Origin of the sequence: Persicirhabdus sediminis (genome assembly GCF_016595495.1) — a bacterium.
GTDB classification, from domain to species: Bacteria; Verrucomicrobiota; Verrucomicrobiia; order Verrucomicrobiales; family Akkermansiaceae; genus Persicirhabdus; species Persicirhabdus sediminis.
In genome coordinates this window covers 1-20848 of the sequence record NZ_JAENIM010000036.1, presented here as the reverse complement: position 1 = coordinate 20848, position 20848 = coordinate 1, and the positions used below count along the sequence as shown (strand labels likewise).

Annotated in this window: 20 protein-coding genes; 11 read left to right on the top strand and 9 right to left on the bottom strand. The window is 50.0% G+C overall.

What is annotated here, in order from left to right:
* Window positions 1–1114 precede the first annotated feature (1114 nt).
* Entirely contained in the window at window positions 1115–1435 is a 321-nt protein-coding gene (locus tag JIN82_RS07060; protein ID WP_200310936.1) for a hypothetical protein, read from the bottom strand.
* A gap of 110 nt (window positions 1436–1545) precedes the next feature.
* Here JIN82_RS07060 and JIN82_RS07055 point away from each other — a divergent pair, with 110 nt between their 5' ends.
* The 3 genes from JIN82_RS07055 (at window position 1546) to dapF (ending at window position 4115) form a co-directional block, all read left to right on the top strand.
* On the top strand, window positions 1546–2313 hold the full coding sequence (locus JIN82_RS07055) for a hypothetical protein (protein ID WP_200310935.1): 768 nt from the start codon (window positions 1546–1548) through the stop codon (window positions 2311–2313).
* 92 nt (window positions 2314–2405) lie between these two features.
* A complete protein-coding gene (trpA, locus tag JIN82_RS07050; RefSeq protein ID WP_200310934.1) occupies window positions 2406–3203 on the top strand; it encodes a tryptophan synthase subunit alpha in 798 nt (265 codons plus the stop codon).
* 90 nt (window positions 3204–3293) lie between these two features.
* A complete protein-coding gene (dapF, locus tag JIN82_RS07045; RefSeq protein ID WP_200310933.1) occupies window positions 3294–4115 on the top strand; it encodes a diaminopimelate epimerase in 822 nt (273 codons plus the stop codon).
* A gap of 56 nt (window positions 4116–4171) precedes the next feature.
* Here the strand turns inward: dapF and JIN82_RS07040 are convergent, their stop codons facing one another.
* On the bottom strand, window positions 4172–4840 hold the full coding sequence (locus tag JIN82_RS07040; RefSeq protein ID WP_200310932.1) for a PEP-CTERM sorting domain-containing protein: 669 nt from the start codon (window positions 4838–4840) through the stop codon (window positions 4172–4174).
* Between the two features lie 201 nt (window positions 4841–5041).
* Here JIN82_RS07040 and JIN82_RS07035 point away from each other — a divergent pair, with 201 nt between their 5' ends.
* Both JIN82_RS07035 and JIN82_RS07030 read left to right on the top strand, forming a co-directional pair.
* Window positions 5042–5728 (top strand): HAD family hydrolase, encoded by a 687-nt coding sequence (locus JIN82_RS07035; RefSeq protein WP_200310931.1) that lies wholly within the window; start codon window positions 5042–5044, stop codon window positions 5726–5728.
* A 57-nt stretch (window positions 5729–5785) separates the two neighbouring features.
* Window positions 5786–6910 (top strand): ankyrin repeat domain-containing protein, encoded by a 1125-nt coding sequence (locus tag JIN82_RS07030; RefSeq protein ID WP_200310930.1) that lies wholly within the window; start codon window positions 5786–5788, stop codon window positions 6908–6910.
* A gap of 109 nt (window positions 6911–7019) precedes the next feature.
* Here JIN82_RS07030 and JIN82_RS07025 read toward each other — a convergent pair whose 3' ends face one another.
* From JIN82_RS07025 to speA, 6 genes are all read right to left on the bottom strand, one after another.
* The gene (locus tag JIN82_RS07025) at window positions 7020–7493 is read right to left on the bottom strand and encodes an SHOCT domain-containing protein (protein WP_200310929.1); all 474 of its coding nucleotides are present in this window, start codon (window positions 7491–7493) and stop codon (window positions 7020–7022) included.
* A 180-nt stretch (window positions 7494–7673) separates the two neighbouring features.
* Window positions 7674–8147, bottom strand: coding sequence for a hypothetical protein (locus tag JIN82_RS07020; RefSeq protein WP_200310928.1), 474 nt, complete (start codon window positions 8145–8147; stop codon window positions 7674–7676).
* A 176-nt stretch (window positions 8148–8323) separates the two neighbouring features.
* Window positions 8324–8812 carry an SHOCT domain-containing protein gene (locus JIN82_RS07015; RefSeq protein WP_200310927.1) on the bottom strand — a complete coding sequence of 163 codons (489 nt, stop codon included), beginning with the start codon at window positions 8810–8812 and terminating at the stop codon, window positions 8324–8326.
* Window positions 8813–8932: 120 nt separating this feature from the next.
* Complete coding sequence (nspC, locus tag JIN82_RS07010; RefSeq protein ID WP_200310926.1) at window positions 8933–10096, bottom strand: carboxynorspermidine decarboxylase; 1164 nt, start codon at window positions 10094–10096, stop codon at window positions 8933–8935.
* 576 nt (window positions 10097–10672) lie between these two features.
* Window positions 10673–11893, bottom strand: coding sequence for a saccharopine dehydrogenase family protein (locus JIN82_RS07005; RefSeq protein WP_200310925.1), 1221 nt, complete (start codon window positions 11891–11893; stop codon window positions 10673–10675).
* A gap of 32 nt (window positions 11894–11925) precedes the next feature.
* On the bottom strand, window positions 11926–13887 hold the full coding sequence (speA, locus tag JIN82_RS07000; RefSeq protein WP_200310924.1) for a biosynthetic arginine decarboxylase: 1962 nt from the start codon (window positions 13885–13887) through the stop codon (window positions 11926–11928).
* Between the two features lie 724 nt (window positions 13888–14611).
* Here speA and gpmI point away from each other — a divergent pair.
* The 3 genes from gpmI (at window position 14612) to dapA (ending at window position 18117) form a co-directional block, all read left to right on the top strand.
* Window positions 14612–16153, top strand: a complete 1542-nt coding sequence (gene gpmI, locus JIN82_RS06995) for a 2,3-bisphosphoglycerate-independent phosphoglycerate mutase (RefSeq protein WP_200310923.1) — start codon at window positions 14612–14614, stop codon at window positions 16151–16153.
* Between the two features lie 15 nt (window positions 16154–16168).
* Window positions 16169–17140 (top strand): PhoH family protein, encoded by a 972-nt coding sequence (locus tag JIN82_RS06990; RefSeq protein ID WP_200310922.1) that lies wholly within the window; start codon window positions 16169–16171, stop codon window positions 17138–17140.
* Window positions 17141–17238: 98 nt separating this feature from the next.
* A complete protein-coding gene (dapA, locus tag JIN82_RS06985) occupies window positions 17239–18117 on the top strand; it encodes a 4-hydroxy-tetrahydrodipicolinate synthase (RefSeq protein WP_200310921.1) in 879 nt (292 codons plus the stop codon).
* Between the two features lie 154 nt (window positions 18118–18271).
* Here the strand turns inward: dapA and JIN82_RS06980 are convergent, their stop codons facing one another.
* A complete protein-coding gene (locus JIN82_RS06980; protein ID WP_200310920.1) occupies window positions 18272–18445 on the bottom strand; it encodes a XapX domain-containing protein in 174 nt (57 codons plus the stop codon).
* A gap of 64 nt (window positions 18446–18509) precedes the next feature.
* On the opposite strand from JIN82_RS06980, the gene JIN82_RS06975 reads away from it, so the two are divergent.
* From JIN82_RS06975 to JIN82_RS06965, 3 genes are all read left to right on the top strand, one after another.
* Complete coding sequence (locus tag JIN82_RS06975) at window positions 18510–19004, top strand: RDD family protein (RefSeq protein ID WP_200310919.1); 495 nt, start codon at window positions 18510–18512, stop codon at window positions 19002–19004.
* Between the two features lie 113 nt (window positions 19005–19117).
* Complete coding sequence (pyrC, locus tag JIN82_RS06970; protein WP_200310918.1) at window positions 19118–20128, top strand: dihydroorotase; 1011 nt, start codon at window positions 19118–19120, stop codon at window positions 20126–20128.
* A gap of 376 nt (window positions 20129–20504) precedes the next feature.
* Window positions 20505–20848: transposase (locus JIN82_RS06965; protein ID WP_200310632.1), on the top strand; the 344-nt coding region annotated here is incomplete at its 3' end.

The following is a 20848-nucleotide window of genomic DNA, read 5'->3' as shown; positions in this document are numbered from 1 at the left end:
CTCGCTAGCTGTTCTTTTTCTCTAGTTAGCTCAGCGTCCTCAGCCCGCTAGTTTGGTATTCTTAACCAGCTAGCTGCATCGTTCTGCCGAAGGCTTTTGGAGTGCGGCGATCCTTCGCCGCTTTTTAGTTAGGCCAAGTAGTAAGTTTTCAGATCAACTCAGTGAAACGTGCTGGTCGCTAGACACCGCCAGCTAGCTAGGTATCCTCAGCTCGCTAGCTGTTCTTTTTCTCTTGTTAGCACCGCGGTCTCAGCTAGCTAGCGGCGTATTCTTAACCAGCTGGCTGCATCGTTCAGCCGAAGGCTTTCGGAGTGCGGCGATCCTTCGCCGCTTTTTAGTTAGGCCAAGTAGTAAGTTTTCAGACCGACTCAGTGAAACGTGCCGTTCGCTAGACACCGCTAGCTAGTTAGGCATCCTTAGTCAGCTAGTTGTTCTCTTTCTCTTGTTAGCACCGCGGTCTAAGCCAGCTAGCAGCGTATTCTTAACCAGCTAGCAGCATCGTTCTGCCGAAGGCTTTTGGAGTGCGGCGATCCTTCGCCGCTTTTTAGTTAGGCCAAGTAGTAAGTTTTCAGACCGACTCAGTGAAACGTGCTGGTCGATAGTCTCAGCCAGCTAGCGGCGTATTCTTAACCAGCTAGCAGCATCGTTCTGCCGAAGGCTTTAGGAGTGCGGCGATCATTCGCCGCTTTTTAGTTAGGCCAAGTAGTAAGTTTTCAGACCGACTCAGTCAAACGTGCTGGTCGCTAGACACCACCAGCTAGCGGCGTATTCTTAACCAGCTAGCAGCATCGTTCTGCCGAAGGCTTTTGGAGTGCGGCGATCCTTCGCCGCTTTTTTTGGTTAGGCTGAGTAGTAAGTTTTCAGACCAGCACGATGAAACGTGCTGGTCGCTAGACACCACCAGCTAGCTCGGCATCCTCTGCCAGCTAGTTGTTCTCTTTCTCTTGTTAGGACCGCGGTCTCAGCCAGCTAGCGGCGTATTCTTAACCAGCTGGCAGCATCGTTCTGCCGAAGGCTTTTGGAGTGCGGCGATCCTTCGCCGCTTTTTTAGCTAGGGAGTTAGAAATATTTGTTTAGACACGATTAGATGTGTCTTTTGCGTGAATCACGCATGCTAGATAAAAAGTCCAGCTAGGGTGATTGTTAGCGCGCTTAGTGAGAGCCAGAATGATGTGCGGATAGACGACTGAGTTAGCCAAGCGTCGCGCGCGGCACGGTAGGTTGAGGGTGTGGATGGAATGGCGCGGAATAACCAGAAAATGGGAATGCAGTCCAAGATGATTAAGAATAGATCAAGGAGTCTTAAGGTTTGTCCAACATAGCTGGATTCACTTTCTTGTTTGGCGGCGGCGACCAGTGGCACGATCCACGCTAGGCCGTAGGCGAAGGTGAAAATACCACTAAAGGTCAAGATGATGATGCGCAGCGGTTCCATAGTGTGTCTGCTAACAAACTAGCGATTTATCCCAGATGGGGGAAAGTACAAATTTGTTTAGAAAATGTACTGGCTGCTATTCGGCTAGCTTGCTAGATGTTGTCATGTTTATGAAAAAATCAATTGTTTCATTGTTATGTGTGGCTTCAGCTGGTGTGGCCTTTGCTAGTGAGTTAGAAGTGAAACCACTTGGCATGCAGGTCGTTTGGGATCCAGCGAAAGACGCGCAGGATGGATTTTCTACCTATAACCGCCAAGAAAGCGGGCTAGAAGTGGCGGCATTATTGACCAGCTCGGACCAGGTGATTGTGTCGGCTGATATGGATGCGTCTACCTTTGATGGATTTTTTGCTGCAGGGAAAAAATCTCTAGCAGGCGAGTTTGGGTGGAACAAAAAAATCTCTAAAGACGGCAAACACCTGAAGTTCACCATTGAGAGCAAGAAGCTGCCAGCAGGTGAGATTTCTGCGCTAACAGCTAAGGGAGTGCTGCACATCCAGCTGGGGTCCGAGAAGGAGAAATTCTCCACTGAGATGATAGAGATGTCACCGGGCAAGGAGGGTAAGTTAGGTGAGATGGCTTTTGAGCTGAGCAAGCTAGGCAAACCTAGCTGGGGCGATGCGGTATTGGAGATTACATTGAAGTCAAAGCAGTCATTTGAGGGCATTGCCGAGTATCGATTTTTTGATGAAAATGACAAGCCGGTGAGCTTTGAGGAGACTGGCTCCGGCAGCATGGGATTCATGGGTAAGAAGACCTATAGCAAAACATTCACCTTCAAAACCAAACCGAAAAAGATGCGGGTGGAGGCTGATATGTGGTCAGATTTGAGCACCGTTGAGCAGCCATTTGAGCTATCATTATCACCAAAAGGTTAAGCCGCCGCATGAGTCGTCATTTCCAGCGATGACAAATTGGCCATATTAGGGTTTTCAAATCGTCGATTTCTCTATATTGGCTGGTGACGACTATGAGTAACCGCATTGATACCACATTTGCACAGCTGAAGGCGGAGGGAAAATCTGCCTTTGTAGCCTACGTTTGCGCTGGCGATCCTGATCTGCCGCGTTCATTGGAAATTGTTCGCGCGATTGCAGATGCTGGGGCTGATGTGATCGAGCTGGGCGTGCCATTTTCTGACCCACTGGCTGACGGTGTAGTCAACCAGCTAGCAGCTGACCGCGCGCTGAAGGCTGGCGCCACGCTGCCTAAGGTGATCGAGATGATTCGCGAGTTCCGCACTACACACGAGACGCCTATCGTTCTCTTTACCTACCTGAACCCAGTGTACGCTTATGGTTTTGAAAAATTCCACGCCGATGCTGCTGCTGCGGGAGCCGATGGCATTCTCGCTCTCGACCTTCCACCTGACGAGCAGGCGCGCAATGCTGAGCTCACCAGCCAGCACGAGCTCAAGCGCATCACACTGATTGCGCCGACGACTCCATCTGAGCGCAAAGCCCATCTGGCGGCACAATCTGAGGGATTCATCTACGCGTTATCTCGCTCAGGTGTGACCGGCGCACAGGCGGCTCCATCAGCGGCTATTGGGGAAATCGTAGCGGAGATCAAGCAAGCTACTGATACGCCAGTTTGTGTTGGCTTTGGCATCAATACACCAGATCAAGTGGCCATGGTTGCCTCTGTGTCTGACGGTGTGGTGGTGGGTTCTGCCATTGTGAATCAGGTAGCTGAAAATGCCGACTCTGATGATCTGGTAGCCAAGGTGAAGGCATTTGTCACTCCGCTCATCCAGGCGGCCAAGTAGTTGACAAGTTTCCAATTCTCGCTTTCTTACGCGCATGACCAGCTGGATCACCTAGCCAGCTGGTAAATTTTTCACCCAAGATAATTTTCCATGAAGCTTTCATTTACCAAGATGAACGGTGCGGGCAACGACTTTGTTGTGCTCGATAACCGCGATTTATCCATCCAGCTGAGCAAAGAGCAAATCGCTCAGCTCTGTCACCGCCAGCGCGGTATCGGCGCTGATGGCCTGCTCGCTGTGGAACCTGCCGAGCAAGGTGCTGATTACAAATTCCGCTACTACAATGCCGACGGTGGCGAAGCTGAAATGTGTGGCAATGGCGCCCGTTGTTTTGGCGCCTACACCTCACAGCTCAGCCAGCCAGCTGCCCAGCAGGTTAGCTTTGAAACCATCGCCGGCACACTCGCTGCGGATATGGTATCAGGCGGCAATGTGAAAATCGCCATGTCAAATCCATTTGATTTCCAGCTGGATACCGGCGTGAAAATCGACGGACTTGATGCAGTGGTGCGATTCATCAATACCGGCGTGCCTCACGTGGTGGTTTTTGTAGAAAACCTCGCCGAGCTCGATGTGGTCAAGTTTGGCGCAGCCATCCGCTACCACGAGAAATTTGCCCCAGCTGGAACTAACGTGAACTTTGCCCAAGTGATTGGCGAAAACCACATTGCCATCCGCACCTACGAGCGCGGCGTGGAAGGGGAGACCTTAGCCTGCGGCACCGGCATGTGTGCTTGTGCTTTGTTTAACCACATCCTCGATGGTGCCAGCTCACCAGTCAAAGTTGACGTCGCCGGCGGTGATACGCTGGAGATTGGCTTTGAGGCGGTTAATGCCCAGCAAGGTGAGTTTGTTAATGTCACGCTCACTGGCCCAGCTGATTTCACCTACCGTGGTGAGATTGTCATCTAAGGCAAAAACCATTCCATTTTCCATTCCCGATCCAGCTAGCTGGGTCGGGAATTTTTTTACCTACGGCGGCGTAAAAAGATGATGCTCAGGCCGCTGAGCGCTAGCACTGCGGTGGCTGGCTCAGGCACTGCGGTGATGGATAAATTGGAAATCTCAGCGATGTCTTGGCCGTTGTTGCGGTGATGGCCAATGAACTTGATAGACTCAACCAAATCGTCGCCGCTCACGCCACCTATGCCCAGTGATGTGTAGGTGAATACCCGATCAGCGTGACCAGTGATTTGCTCGGTCACGCCAGTTTCGCCAAAGATCAAAGTCACCGTACCTGTCGCTGGATAGGTAATTGTGAAATCTGCTAGTGATAGCGTATGCACGGCATTATTTTCTATCGCGACTTCAACTTCTAGGAGGTCGTGATATTCGTGGTAATCAAAAGTGACGGTGAAGCCATTGACGATAGGTTTGAAATCATTGTTAAACGCGAGCTCGGCGATACCTTGCACCGTATTAGGATGCCCGTGGCCAGCGAGACGTAGTTTTCCCCCGCTGATAGGCAGTTCGTTGTTATAACCAGGAATCGTGTGTTCAACTTGCCAAGTATAGGCATTACCAGGTCCAGCTTCACCATCATTTAAGCGGGTGCCGTAGCTAGAAAAATCATCAATTACTGTCGCCGCGAAACCTAGCGAACTACTTAATAATAAATTGCATGCAGCTAATTTCATGATGACAAAATAAGCCATTAAACCAACGTTTCAATCTTTGTTTTGATTAATGTGCCAATTATTCATGTCATCGGAACTTTGCCATGCAGTAGCTGGCTATCAGTGTCAGCGCAGTGGATACGCATTGACAGCCGCCGCGCTTTGTAGGCATTTAGTAGATACAAGCAATCGCATTGGGTGGTTGCCGAACTCGTTTATCACATGATTGAACATCTCATTTTTGATTTGGATCAGACCTTAGTAGATCGCAGTTCTACACTGCGAAAGTTTGTACATAATCAACATGCCCGCTTGTTAGCTGGACGCAGTGAGCTGACAGCAGAAGATTACTGGGCCGGCATTCAGCGGTTTGATAAAAATGGCTACGCCAGCAAGTCCGAGATGTTTGAGCAGACAGCTGAGTTTCTCCAGCTGCCGGTTCCAGCTAGCGAGCTGTTGGAGGATTTCTTATCTAACTACGGTGCTGATGCCGTGCTCTTTGATGGCGTGCACGAGGTGCTCAGCCAGCTGCAGAAGACCTATCAGCTAGCCCTGCTCAGCAATGGTCGCAGCAAAGCCCAGCGAGCAAAAATCGCCTCAACCGGCCTAGCTGGCTATTTTGACCTCACCATCATCTCCCAAGAGGTTGGCATGAAAAAACCTGATCCTAGGATTTTCCAGCTCTGCCTGCGCCAGCTAGAAGCCCAGCCTCATCAATGCCTCTACCTAGGTGACCATCCCGTCAATGATGTGGAAACCGCCAAATCATGCGGACTGCTAGGCGTCTGGCGTGCTAACGACCACTACCAGCCACCAGCCCAAAGCGACGGCCAAATCCAATCACTCAGCCAGCTGCCTCAGCTGCTAGAAAAACTCCAGCTGAGACCAGAGTCATCAGTGTTAGCTTAGTGAGGTTTTCTATCAAAGTTCTTGTCATTAGGTTCTATCAGATCTAATCATTTTTCTATGATTAGATGGATTTCGATGGTTTTGTGTATTTGTCTGGCTGCGTCAGTAGAATTATCTGCTGAGGAGAAGGCATTTTCTAGGGCAGACTACTTAGAAGAACTGTATTTTGATCAGGTTTCTGATGAGCACGTTGAATTAGCTCGAGCTGCCAAGTTTGCTATTTCCACAGATAATACAGATTTATTTGCATCTTTGTTAGGCGCTGGCTTACAGATCAATAGCCCGCTAGATGGAAACGGCAGAGAATATAGAGCTTTGCATTTGGCTGCTCGTAATGGTTCGCCCAAGATGGTGAAATTCTTGCTCCAGCACGGAGCTGATAAAGAACTTGTATCTTATTATGGTAACTATGCCATTGAATGTGCAATTGAGTCTAACGAATCCCGTGTGTGTGAGTTGTTGGCTAGAGATCCAGCTGGTGACAAACAAGTGGATGGAGTTCCTGTTCGCCTCTTAGAAAAGATTTTTGGCCCCAATTTTGTTTCGGAGCAATACAGCTTTATTTCTCTAAACGGAAAGGATCCATCAGAGGCAATGTTAAAAGAACTAAAGAGAATTTTCCCTAACGCTCAGGTCTATTCACAATGTGAGGAAGTAAAAAGAGAGTCAGAAGCATTGTATATTAGTTTGAGTAGTTGTTATGATGAGGTGAATGATTTGCTCATTCACCGTGCCTATGTATCCAACAGCTATGGAGAGATTCCTGAGTCCGACATTGATATTGTGAGCATGCTTAACAGTCGTCTGCGAGCTAACCCCCATTATGAACAAGGTCAGCGTCTTTATGTAGATATTTCAGAGAGCCTAAAAGATCTTAAGCTAATGCAGAAGATCAAGAAGGGGTGTCCACGAGCTAAGCCCATGTCTGCGATGAAAACTCGCATTGATAATGATTTATATGATTACCTGCACGGTGCTTCTTCCTACCGAGATAAAACATCTGGTTATGAGGGCCAGGTGATAGAGTTAAAAATCATGCCTGACCCAGATGCTGCGGGGCAATTTATGTGGAGTCGCCGTGAAATCACAGCTCCATCGCTCAGTGGTTGGGGATGTTCCGGTAAAGCCGAAATGAAATATGGCTACTGGCTTCTTAAGGATAAACTAAGTTGGGACCACTAGCGCTGTATTGCTACGATCTTAGCTGGAAGATCACCGAGGTGAAAAACCAGCTAGTTTTTTTCCATCTAGCACAGCTAAGATTACTGCGTCAGAGAAATGTCATTATTGTCTAACTAGCCGCTTTTCTGGCTAGCAATTCTTTACGTTTCTTTTGGTAGACAGCTTCAGCTAGCTCGTAGTTAGTAGCTTTTTTGTAGCCAATAACGCCTATGACTATGGGCACGATGAAAGTTAGGGCAAATATTGGAGGGAAATCTAAATCTTGACCTCTGCAGATATCAGGAACGATGAAACATGATGCAGCGAAGCTTATCCAGATGAGGTAAGTGATGCTACCAGATTTACTCGGGGCGCGTTGTTTTCCGAACTTAGCTGAGCTCATGTATTTTTCTCTTTCAATCAGCCACGATCTATCGAGCTCTTCGATGTCGTTCTGGATTTTTACTACTTGGCTATCAGCTACTTGTTGATCGTGGCTATCTTCATTCAGCAGTTTGCGCTTGGCGATGGCAAATTCATGCTGACTGAGTGAGCCAGATTGGTGCAGTTGTTCTAACTTTTCGAGTTCACTTACTAGGCTCATGTTTCATTAATCAATTTCAATTGAATGTGCATTAGAAGCTACAATCAACGAAAAGCCCGTAACAATGACAATTGAACCAGATGTCTGTACAATACGTTTAGTTAGTTGGGTGGTTGGCAATCACAATAAGCTAGCTTTGTATGCCCGCATATCCTTAGCTGCTAGGGACTGCTATCGCATCTAGCGATTCGCTTTTCTGGCTAGCAATTCTTTACGTTTCTTTTGGTAGACAGCTTCAGCTAGCTCGTAGTTAGTAGCTTTTTTGTAATCTTTAATGGCTATGACTAGGCACATGATGAAAGGTAGGCCAATCAGCGTTGATGAATATACATCTAGGTCTCTGAAGGTCTCTCCAATGATGAAATATGAGCCAAGGACGATTATCCAGATGATGTCTATGAGGCTATTTGATTTGCTGGGGGTGCGTTGTTTTCCGAAGAAACCAGAGCTCATGTATTTTTCTCTTTCAATCAGCCACGATCTATCTAGCTCTTCGATGTCGTTGTGGATTTTTGCTAACTGGCTATCAGCTACTTGTTGCTCGTGGCTGTCTTCATTCAGCAGTTTGCGCTTGGCGATGGCAAATTCATGTTGGCTGAGTGAGCCAGATTGGTGCAGTTGTTCTAACTTTTCGAGTTCACTTACTAGGCTCATGTTTCATTAATAGTTTCAATTGAATGTGCATTAGAAGCTACAATCAACGAAAAGTCCGTAACAATGACAATTGAACCAGATGTCTGTACAATACGTTTAGTTAGTTAGGGGGGCAATCACAATAAGCTAGCTTTGTATGCCCGCATATCCCTAGCTGCTAGGGACTGCTATCGCATCTAGCGATTCGCTTTTCTGGCGAGCAATTCCTCACGTTTCTTTTGGTAGGTGGCTTCAGCTTGCTCGTAGCCTTCGGCTTTTTGGTAGGCTTTATAGCTAATCACTGCACCAAAGATAACAAACATGACGCCAAAGAGGGGGAAGAATTGAGCTGGGCCAGGGGCCGCTGAGCTCATGGAGCCAGCCATGATAGTCCAGAAAATGCCAAAGCCGGTGACTCCAATGCCGGAGATGACGCTGGTTGTTTTGTTGGGGATGTGTCGATGGCCGTATTTGCCAGCGACCATGTAGTTTTCTCTATCAATCTGCCACGATCTATCTAGCTCTTCGATGTCGTTCTGGATTTTTACTACTTGGCTATCAGCTACTTGTTGGTCGTGGCTGTCATCATTCAGCAGCTTGCGCTTGGCGATGGCAAATTCATGCTGGCTGAGTGAGCCAGATTGGTGCAGTTGTTCTAACTTTTCGAGTTCACTTACTAGGCTCATGTTTGATAAATGTTTTGCAATTGAGTGTGAGTTAGAAACTACATTCATCAATGAAGTCATAACAATAACAATTGTTTGAGTACTTTGTAGTGGCCGTTTAAGTTAGTTTCTGCATGGCGATCACGACAAGCGAGACTTATAGTCTTCATAGCCGTAACTGCGAGATACTTCTATCTTGTCTTCAGCTGGGAAGTAGCTGGCGATGCTTGGTAGCTGGACGCCGTTGAAGGTGGTGGTTTTGACCATCGAGTAGTGGGCCATGTCGGTGAAGACTAAGCGGCTGCCAATTTCTAGCGGCTGGTCGAACGACCATTGACCGATGATGTCGCCAGCTAGGCAGGTGTGGCCACCAAGCTCATAGGTGTATTTTTTTTCATTCGCCTCACCGCCGCCGATGATCTCTGGTCGGTAGGGCATCTCTAGCACATCTGGCATGTGAGCTGACGCTGAGGTGTCGAGAATGGCGAGCTGGCGGTCGCCGCTTTGAAAAATGTCTAGCACACTGGCGACGAGAAAGCCGGTATTGAGCGCGACGGCTTCGCCGGGCTCGAGGTAAACTTTCAGCTGATAGGTTTCGCGCATGTGCTTGATCAGCTGGACTAACAAATCGACATCGTAATCTGGCCGAGTGATGTGATGGCCGCCGCCCATGTTGAGCCATTTCATCTGGTGGAGGTATTTGCCAAACTTGGCTTCGACCTGTTCTAACGTGCGCTGCAGCGTGTCTGAGTTTTGCTCGCACATGCTGTGGAAGTGGAGACCATCGATGCCGCTTAGGTCAACGCCATCCAGCTGGCTGGCGGTGATACCAAAGCGTGTGCCGATGCGGCATGGGTTGTAGATGGCTGTTTCTACCTCAGAATATTCGGGGTTGATGCGCAGTCCATATGAAGCTTTGTTTTCAGCTGATAGAGCGATTTCTTTAAACTGCAGCCATTGGCTCAGGCTATTGATAGAGATGTGGTGAGCCTGTTGTGACAGCTGGCGGATTTCTTCTTTGCGGTAGGCGACAAAATAGGTATGTACCTCGCCGCCAAATTCATCAAAGCCGAGCTGGGCTTCAGCCATCGAGCTGGCGGTAGTCCCGCACAGTGTTTGGCGGATTTGTGGAAAGGTGGAGAACATGGCAAAACCTTTCAGCGCGAGGATGATTTTGCCTCCACTGCGGTTTTGCACATCGCCTAGCAGGTCGAGGTTGTTTTGTAACAATCCACGATGGACGATGAAGCTCGGGCTAGGAAGTTCAGCGCGGTTGCAGATAGAAAGGATGTCTTGGTCAGTCATGGTGGCGGCTGTTAGCTAGGGTGCGTGCTTGCGTATGGTCGGCTGTCTCGCCCCTTCAGGGCTTTGTTTGTTGGGGGCATTCACCTAGGGTTGCGTTGCGCCTTCGGCGCTGCCTTACCCTAGGCTAGGCTGTTGTGCGCCTTCGGCGCGGTTTTGGTTTGGGGAGCGGGAATGTCTCAGCTAGCTATTTTATAGCTTGAGAATTCTAGTTGGCGTTTTTACCAGTTAGGGGCTAGTTCATAGCTGGTTCGGCTGTCTCGCCCCTTCAGGGCTTTGTTTTGTTGGGGGCTGTCACCTAGGGTTGCGTTGCGCCTGCGGCGCTGCCTTACCCTAGGCTGTTGTGCGCCTTCGGCGCGGTTTTGTCAGCTGTGTTGCGGTTTGGACGTTGCTGGTAGTTTGTGCGCCTTCGGCGCGTTGTTGGGAGGTGACTCGAGTTTGATTCAGCTAGAAAATGCCTGCTAGATATTTTCCAGCTAGATATTTTCCAGCTAGAATTTCGGTTCTAGCTGGGATGTGTTAGCTGGCTTTTCCCAGCTGGAAATCGAGTGAATCCAGCTGGGGTGTTAGTGTTCTGACTTATGGATTTTTGGCGAGCAGTTGGTCGAGGAATGGTTTGCCGTCGACGACTTGCCATGGCAGCCCGTATTTATTGAGGTCGTCCATGAATGGATCTGGATCGAATTGCTCCATGTTGAACACACCGTCCTTTTTCCACTTTTCGGTGAGCATCATCTTGGCGCCAATCATGGCTGGCACACCGGTGGTGTAGGAAATTGCCTGGCTTTTCACCTCGGCGTAACACTCTTGGTGGTCGCAGATGTTGTAGATGTAGTATTGTTTGCGCTCACCATCTTTGATGCCGTCAAATACACAGCCGATGCAGGTTTTTCCTTTGGTTAGTGGGCCAAGGCTGCCTGGGTCTGGCAGCACGGCTTTGAGGAATTCTAGCGGCGCGATTTGCTGACCTTGGAAATCAACCGGCTCGATAGCGGTCATGCCAACATTTTGCAGCACGTTGAGGTGGTTGATGTAGTTAGGAGAAAAGGTCATCCAGAATCGCAGGCGTTTGATGCCTTTGAGGTGTTTGCACAGCGATTCCATTTCCTCATGATAGAGCAGATAGATCTCACGGTCGGCCACTTCTGGGTGTGGGAAGTTGAATGTCTGATGCACTTCCATCGGCTCAGTTTCCTTCCACTCGCCCTCTTGCCAGTAACGTCCTTTGGCAGTGATCTCGCGGATGTTGATCTCTGGGTTGAAGTTAGTGGCAAATGGTAAGCCGTGGTCGCCAGCGTTAGCGTCGATGATGTCCACGGTGTGGATTTCGTCGAAGAGGTGCTTTTGTGCGTAGGCGCAGAAGACGTTCGTCACACCCGGATCAAATCCACTGCCGAGCAGCGCCATGCGCTTGGCGTCGACAAACTTGTTATGGTATGGCCATTGGTATTCGTAGCTGAAGCGCGGGTCGTCTTTTGGTTCGTAGTTAGCGGTGTCCATGTAGTCGACGCCAGCTTCGAGGCACGCTTCCATGAGCGTGAGATCCTGATAGGGCAGGGCAACGTTGATGAGCAGGTCTGGCTGGTATTTTTTCAGCAACGCGACGGTTTCAGCCACGTTATCCGCGTCCACGGATTCGGTGATGATTTCTCTATCAATCTCCGCGGCAATGGCATCGCATTTTGCTTTGGTGCGGCTGGCTAGGACGATCTCGCCAAAAACTTCAGGAACTTGGGCGCATTTGTGGGCGACGACTCGGCCGACGCCACCAGCTCCAATGATGACAACTTTTTTACTCATAGCAGTATTGGTTTCTGTAAGGAAATGATGGGTTAGGATTCAAAATAGGTATATCCGGCGATACTCTCGCGGTATTCATCGATGATTTTTTTACGTTCTTGGGCGCTGATTTTGCCATCTTCTACGCTGCGCTCAGCCAGCCGGAGAAAGCGCTCAAAAACATGTTTGGGGTCGTATTCTACGTAGCTGAGTACATCGGCCACGCTGTCGCCACTTAGCTCGCGCTGGTATTTGATGCGACCATTTTGGCTGCCGATGCTGACCACGTTAGTATCGCCCATGAGGTTGTGCAGGTCGCCTAATGTTTCCTGATAGGCGCCGACAAGGAAGACGCCTAACATGTAGTCTTGACCGTCTTTAGGGTAGTGAACGGGCAGGGCATTTTGCTGTTCGCCGTTAATGAGGAATTTGTCAATGCGTCCGTCACAGTCGCAGGTGATGTCGGCAATGATCGCCTCGTTAGTTGGCTGCTCATCTAGCCGGTGGATGGGCATGACGGGGAATAGCTGGTCGATGGCCCAAGTGTCTGGCAGTGATTGGAATAGACTGAAATTTCCGTAATAAACGTCACGTTTTTTCTGTGTGAGCTCGATGAGATCGTCAGGTAGATCATCTAGCTGGTCGATCTTTTCTCTCAGCTGGGCGAGGATGCGGTGAAACAATCTATCTGACTGCGCACGCTCACGCAGGCTCACATTGCCGTGGTGGAAAAGTGATAGTAGTTCGCTGCGATAGTAGACAGCATCGTTATAACATTCCTGCGCGTTGTCGTCATTGAGGTCGTGAATCACGCTCTCTAACTTGCTCAGGTAGTTGTGGCTGTTGGGTTCAATGGTCTCGATCTCACGCAGGTGTGAGTTGCTTTGGTTAATGTCGAGGATATTGAAAATAAGCACCGAGTAGTAGGCGGCAATGGCGCGGCCAGATTCGCTGATGATGTTAGGGTGCGGTTCGTTAGCCTCGTCGCAGACGGTTTTGATGACATCTACAATGTCGGCGGCGTATTCACGGATGCCGTAGTTGCGGCTGCTAGAGCTTTTTGAGCGGGTGCCGTCGTAGTCGATACCAAGTCCGCCGCCGATGTCTAGCAGTCCCATGGCAGCGCCTTCTTTAGAGAGCTCGCAGTAGATACGAGTAGCTTCCACAGCGGCTTCACGGATGGCGCGGATATCTGGCACTTGTGACCCCTGATGGTAGTGCATCAGCTGTAGGCAATCTAGCATTTCGCTAGAGCGCAGTTTGTCGACGACATCGAGCACTTGGTTAGGTGTGAGCCCAAAGACGCTATTTTCACCGGATGAATGTGACCAATGGCTATCGTTGCAGGTGCAGAGTTTGACTCGCACGCCGAGCAATGGACGCAGGTTCATGAGGGCGGCGCGCTGGAGAATGAGGTCGAGCTCACCTGGCATCTCGATGACTAAGACAATCTGCAGTCCAAGCATTTGGCCACGCAGCGCGAGGTCGATGAATTCTTTATCCTTGTAGCCGTTGCAGATGATGTAGGCTTTGGGGTCGTGCATGTAGGCGAGCGCGGTGAGCAGCTCGGGTTTGCTACCCGCTTCCAGCCCGTAGTGGTAGTGACGACCAAACTCGGTGACTTCCTCAATGACCTGCTGCTGTTGGTTTACCTTGATGGGATAGACGCCGCGATAGTGGCCGCGGTAGTCGCAGTCGTGGATGGCTTCATGAAAGGCCTCGTTGATCTTTTTGATGCGGGCGGTGAGCAGATCAGGGAATCGCAGCAGCAATGGCATTTCTAGCCCGCGGTCGCGAGCGCCTTGGACGATTTCCGGTAAACTCACAGCTTGTTCGCTGTCGCCATCTTGCAGGTGGACTTGCATGTCTCCCTCATCAGAGATGGAGAAAAACTCGTTGGCCCATTTTTCTACGCCGTAGAGCTCGCTGCTACTTTGAGAACTCCAAGCAGCCTTATCATGATGGTTGGCCTCATGAGAATTGCTAGCTGAGTTCTTGGATAAAGGTGGTGTCATGTTCGGTGAACTGAGAAGGGAATGAAAGACTCCGAGTATTTTCAGAGATGTAAAATGCTTCATGCAGAAAAATCACCTCAGATGACAAGTAAATAGAATGTTGTGATGCATTTTTTTCTAGCTAGCTGCAGATGCTTGCAAGGTAGCACCGATGGGGGATTTTTCAGCTGGGCAATCTACCGGCTAGCTGGATGGCGGGAGCGATTGACTGTACCGCAGTGATTTACAAAAAAAATGCCCTGCAGTGAGGGATGCTCACTGTAGGGCCATTTTAGTTCTTTCGACTGGAGATACTGAGTTCGTTTTGGGGGTTACTGGGGGTTACGTTGGGGGTATTAATCAGTATCCGTTTTTGTGGGGGTTTCAGTTCGATTGGGGGTTTTGCTGAACTAAGTATGTTTTACCAATTTGCGTGGTGTTTTGCAATGCATTTTCAGTTGCAGCGGTTTTGCATAATGTTGCAGTTAACGATAACCATTATGGCTGGGTATTGATGTAATCAGTTGTAATAAAAATGACGAACAATGTTTGAATTCAGCTGGCTCTAGTAATGATTCCGTTTCAGAAATACAATTTTGCACCGATCTGAGTGCGAAATTGGCCAGATAGCTGGTGATGTCAACTGGTCGGCATGGCTGGTAATCTGCGCAGATTTTACCTTTTTGCCCTGATGGACTATTTCGCGTTTGGAATTTGTCGCAAGATGGCGGAGAGTCTCGCCGTTATGTCGAACAAAAGTCCTGTCGTATTAATCATTCGTGATGGTTGGGGTGTAAACCCTGGTGGAGCTGAAACAGCTGAGAAAGATGGCAACGCTGTCATCCTTGGCGATACTCCTTATCATGATGCCCATCTTTGGAAGTATTACCCAAAAAGTTTTGTCAGCGCTTCAGGTGGTGACGTCGGCCTGCCAGATGGCCAAATGGGTAACTCAGAAGTAGGTCACTTGAACCTCGGAGCTGGACGCATTGTTTACCAAGATCTCACACGTATCAATAAGTCCATCGCTGATGGCGAAATGCCAAATAACGAAGTGCTCAAAGAAGCCTTTGCCAAAGCAAAAGGCAAGAAGCTGCACTTCATTGGTCTCATTTCTGACGGTGGTGTGCACTCACACCAGAAGCACGTGATCGCTATGGCTGACGCCGCTGCAGCAGCTGGTGTAACAGACATCAACCTGCACGCCATCACTGACGGTCGCGACACTTCACCTACAGGTGGCGTAGCTTACCTTGAGCAAGTGCAAGAAGGCCTCAAGCCAAGTGGTGCTAAAATTGCTACTGTAGTTGGTCGTTACTACGCGATGGACCGCGACAAGCGCTGGGAGCGTACTCAGCTGTCATGGGACGCAATCGTCCTAGGCAAAGGTGCGGTGACTGAAGGTCTGCCAAGTGAAGCAGTAGCCGCTCAGTACAAAGAAGGCAAAACTGATGAGTTCATGCCAGCCATGATCTTTGCAGATGCTGACCAACGCCGCATCAACGATGACGACGTGGTTATCCTTTTCAACTTCCGAGCTGACCGTGTGCGCCAGATCTCTGATGCATTCCTCAACCCTGATTTTGACGGATTTGAAACTGGCGACGTGCCTAAAGTTCACTACGTCACACTCACTGAGTACGATGAAAACTACACTTGCCCAGTGGCCTACGGTCCTGAGAAGTTGGTAAATACCCTCGGTGTTGTGGTTGCTAATGCAGGCCTCAAGCAGATGCGTATCGCGGAGACTGAAAAGTACCCACACGTAACTTATTTCTTCAATGGTGGCGAAGAGACACCAAACGAAGGTGAAGAGCGCTTCATCGTTCCTTCTCCAAAAGTAGCTACTTACGACCTGCAGCCAGAAATGAGCGCGCCGGAAGTAAAAGCTACTGTGGTTGAGCAGCTGAAGAATTTCGACCTCGTGATCCTCAACTACGCAAACCCAGACATGGTTGGCCACACTGGTATCGTGGAAGCAGCTAAGTCAGCTGTAAATACCATCGATGACGCTGTTGGTGCTGTTTGTGACGAAGCTCTCCGCCTCGGTGGTAAAGTACTCGTGACTGCTGACCACGGTAACTGCGAATTCATGGTCAACGAAGACGGCTCACCACACACTGCCCATACTACAAACTTGGTTCACGCCATCTACGTAGGTGCAGATCACGAAAACGTGAAGATGAAGGACGGCATCCTTGCGGACGTTGCGCCTACACTTCTCGACATGCTCGGTGTAGAAAAACCAGCCGAAATGACTGGTACTAGCATGATTGAGCGTATCTAATCGCTCGCGATATTTATGAATACATCGCCTGAACAGCAAGAGACCAGAATCCACTTCGAAACTCCACACGTACTTCATTCGCTATTTGCCAATGACGTCAAGGAGCTCAAGTATCTGGAAAATGCTCTTGCTGTGAAGGCGGTCACGCGAGACGGCTGGGTGCATCTCAGCGGGCATCACGATGCCGTGCAGAAAGCCCAGCTCGTCTTCAGCGAGCTCGACAACATGCGCCGTGCTGGCGGTGAAATTGCCGCTCGCGAATTTCGCATGGCTGTTGATGCCGCCGCCGCTGGTGAGCAAATCTCACTCAGCGACCTGACCAAAGTCAAACTCTTGGGATCGCGCAAACGCAAACCGGTCAGCGCGCGCAGCCCGCAGCAAGTCCGCTACATCGACGCCATGACCAGCAATGACGTGGTTTTTGGTCTCGGGCCGGCTGGAACCGGTAAAACCTACCTTGCCATGGCGATGGCGCTCAGCCTGCTCAGAGCTAGGCAAATTTCCCGCATCATCCTCACACGCCCCGCTGTGGAAGCAGGTGAGGCATTAGGATTTCTCCCCGGCGACCTGCAGGAAAAAGTCGCGCCGTATTTGCGCCCGCTCTACGATGCCCTGCACGATATGGTCGACCCTGATGAAGCCGAGCGCTACCTAGAAGACGGTACCATCGAAATTGCTCCGCTCGCCTACATGCGCGGCCGCACATTGTCGCGTGCCTTTGTCATCCTCGATGAAGCGCAGAATACCACCTGCGAGCAAATGTTCATGCTGCTGACCCGCATTGGCGAGGCCTCGCGGCTGGTTGTCACCGGCGATAGCTCGCAAGTTGACCTCAAAGCCAACCAGCAATCTGGCCTAGCGGAAGCCGAGCGTGCGCTGCAAAACATTGATGATATTGAGTTTATCCGCTTTTCAGGCAAGGATGTGGTACGCCACCCGATTGTTGGCAAAATCATCGCCGCCTACGAGCACGAGCGCGCCAGATAATCGCGCATTTTCCCTCATAGCCAAGGCATCAGCTGGAAATTGCAAATCAGGCTCACTTCTCGCTTGAAAATTCGGCTCGAACACAGATGATCCCGGCCATGTTCCAAGGTACACACACCGCATTGATTACACCTTTCCGTGATGGCAAAGTTGACCGCGAGGCATTCAAGGCCTTAGTCGAGCGACAAGTAGCTGGCGGTGTGGATGGGATTGTCCCAGTGGGCACCACCGGTGAATCACCAACATTACGCCGCCACGAGCACGTCGAAGTCATCCGTATGGCTGTAGAATTTGCCGCAGGCCGCGTGAAAGTCATCGCTGGCGCTGGCGCAAACTCCACCGAAGAAGCTCTCGAGCTCACAGAAGGATCAGCCAAAGCTGGCGCAGATGCCACGCTGCAAGTTTGCCCATACTACAACAAACCATCTCAAGAAGGTCTCTACCAGCACTTCAAAGCTATCGCTGGCGCTACCGGTCTGCCAATGATGCTGTATAGCATTCCTGGCCGCTCAGTCATCGAGATTGCTGTAGATACCATGGCTCGCCTGCACGCAGACTGCCCAACTATCATCGCTAACAAAGAAGCTGGTGGTGATCCAGCTCGTGTTACCGCTATTCGCGAAGCCCTGCCTGAGTCATTCCAAATTCTCTCTGGTGACGATCCTCTAACCATCGACTTCATGAAGCGCGGTGCTGTTGGACTCGTTTCCGTTGCTAGCAACATCATCCCTGACGTCATGAGTTCACTGGTTAATGCCATGAATGAAGGTCGCGTGGCTGATGCCGAAGCTATCCAGCTGAAGTACGAAAAACTCTTCACCTCATTGATGACGCTGGATACTAACCCAGTGCCTATCAAAACTGCCGTCGCTATGATGGGCAACTGTGAAAAATCACTTCGTCTACCAATGGTGCTCATGACTGAGGACAAAGAAGCTCAGCTCAAAGCAGTGCTCAAAGAGTACGGCTTGGTCTAAGACATAGAAAATACTCAGCCGCTGACAACCTAGCCAGCGAGCCAATCAAATTTCATAAAGCCGCTCGAGAAATCGAGTGGCTTTTTTCTTTCACCATCCAGCTAGAGATTTTCTAGCTAGAAATTCTCCAGCCAGTTAGGATCTAGCTGTGTGATTAGAAAAACTTTACCACCCAGTCGTAGAAGACTGAGCCAAGGTAAACGCCAACGATCCCCAAGATACCAGAAAGCACTGGCGGCGCTGGAATCGGTAAGTTTATGGTCTTGAATAAGACGCCGACAATGAAGCCTGCAAAGGTGGCTTTGAGCAATAGGGAGGTAGGTTCCATAATGAATAACGATGTTTATGTTGGGGGTTGACTGACGCGATCTAGCTGATTGAATGTTGGTGAAATGTCAGATGTCATCAATCCATATACCACACCTCAGACGAATCCTCAATCACCATCAATGCCTATCCCCGATGTAGGGCTTCGTACGCCAGCTGGATTCTGGCTGCGATTTTGCGCAGCATTTCTCGATAGTATCATCACTGGAGTAGCGGGGTCTATCGTTGGAGCCATTTTTGGATTTATAGCTGGCAGCGCTGGCATGGCCATGGGTTGGATAGAGGCGGGAGGTTACCTCATTGGTACTGTCTTGGGCTGGTTCTACGCCGCGTTTATGGAATCATCACCACTGCAGGCTAGCGTAGGAAAAATGGCAGTTGGCATCAAAGTCACCGACATGCAGGGCCAGCGCATCAGCTTTGCCCGCGCCACAGGCCGCCATTTTGCTAAGTGGATCTCTACGATCATACTATTTATCGGTTACTTCATGATGCTCTTTACCGACAAAAAACAAACCCTGCACGACATGGTATCTGGCTGCCTCGTCAGCCGCCGCTAGTGGGTTTGTCGCGCTGGATAGCGCTGCGCATGACAGAGTAAGCATTGCAGCTGGCTGGATTTCTTCAGCTCGGCGCTTGACTGAATGTTCGATCTGGGTGAGATCTCTGGGGTATGGAAATCAAGTTACGCTCACCCTTAGATATGCATCTGCACTTCCGCGATGACGATATGATGAAATTGGTGGCTCCGCTGAGTGGAGATACCTTTGCCGGAGGGGTGATTATGCCTAACTTGGTGCCACCGGTTGATAACCTGCCGCGCCTTCTGCAGTACCGCGAGCGTATCGACTCCGCGCTCGGTGATCGTCAGTTTGATCCATACATGATGTTATTTTTCCGCCAGTACTCGCAGGCGGAGCTGGAGCTAGCGCAGAAGCATATTCTGGGCATCAAGCTCTATCCAGCTGGCGCCACCACTAACAGTGAAGCTGGCGTTTCTGAAATCAAAGCGGTAGAGCCTACCTTTAAGCTGATGGAAGAAATGGGCATCCCACTCATGGTGCACGGCGAGACTCATGGATTTGTGATGGACCGCGAGCGCGAGTTTCTATCAATCTACGAATATCTAGCTAGAAAGTTTCCTAAGTTGAAAATCACCATGGAGCACATCACCACCGCGGATGCGGTTCAGCTGCTAGATCGTTATGAAAACTTGCGCGCTACCGTGACCCTGCAGCACCTCATCATCACTCTCGATGATGTAGCTGGCGGCATGCTCAACCCACACCTTTTCTGCAAACCTATCGCCAAACGCCCAGAAGACCGCGAGGCTCTCCTGCAAGCTGCGTTAGAGGCGCATCCTAAGTTGATGTTTGGCTCAGACTCCGCTCCGCACCCACTCAGCGCGAAAGAATGCTGTGGCTGTGCTGCAGGTGTGTTCACGGCACCTCTAGCAGTCGCGCGTCTGGCTCAGTTGTTTGATGACAATGGCAAGCTCGACAACTTGCAGGCATTCATCTCTGACAATGCCGTCGCTCAGTACGGTGTGACACCGCCAGCTAAGGAAGTCACCGTAACTAAAAAGGCATTCAAAGTGCCCGCTGCCTACGAAGGATTTGGCCAGACAGTTGTGCCAATGCACGCTGGCGAAGAACTCAGCTGGGCGGTCACAGACATCAGCTAGAACGAGATCATAGAATCTAATTAACAAAAATACCGCGACTAACGGGTCGCGGTATTTTTTTTGTCTATCAGAATGTGAAGGTCTGCTAGAAATGGAAACTCTAGCTGGAAAGGCAACGAGCAGGAAAGGCAACGAGCAGGAAAGGCAACGAGCAGGAAAGGCAACGAGCAGGAAAGGCAACGAGCAGGAAAGGCAACGAGCAGGAAAGGCAACGAGTAGGAAAGGCAAGGAGCAGGAAAGGCAAGGAGCAGGAAAGGCAAGGAGCAGGAAAGGCAACGCGCCTAGATTTCCGCTGCCGAAGGCATCGATAAATGCCAGCCCCGTGCGGAGCCTGACATAATATTTGTGTTTTTGGTCGCATTTGTAAAATACGACCATGAAGAAAAAAAAGACAGAAGCAGACAAGGCGTTGGATGAATTTTTTAACTCATTCATAGCGAAACAAAAGGCAGCTGGAGCGAGTCCGGCTGAGCTGGCAGTTCAGGGTGACGATCTCATCAAAAAGCTAATGAAAAGGTTCTACGAGAGTGCCTTAGCTGGTGAGATGGATGACCATTTAGGCTACGAAAAAGGCCAGCGCAAAGGCGGTAAACGCGGAAATGTGCGCAACGGAACCAGCCGCAAAAAAGCGATCAGTGAGCACGGTGAGTTAGAGGTGGCCATCCCGCGAGATCGCAAGGGAGAATTTGAGCCGAAGATTTTGCCTAAAAATCAGCGTCG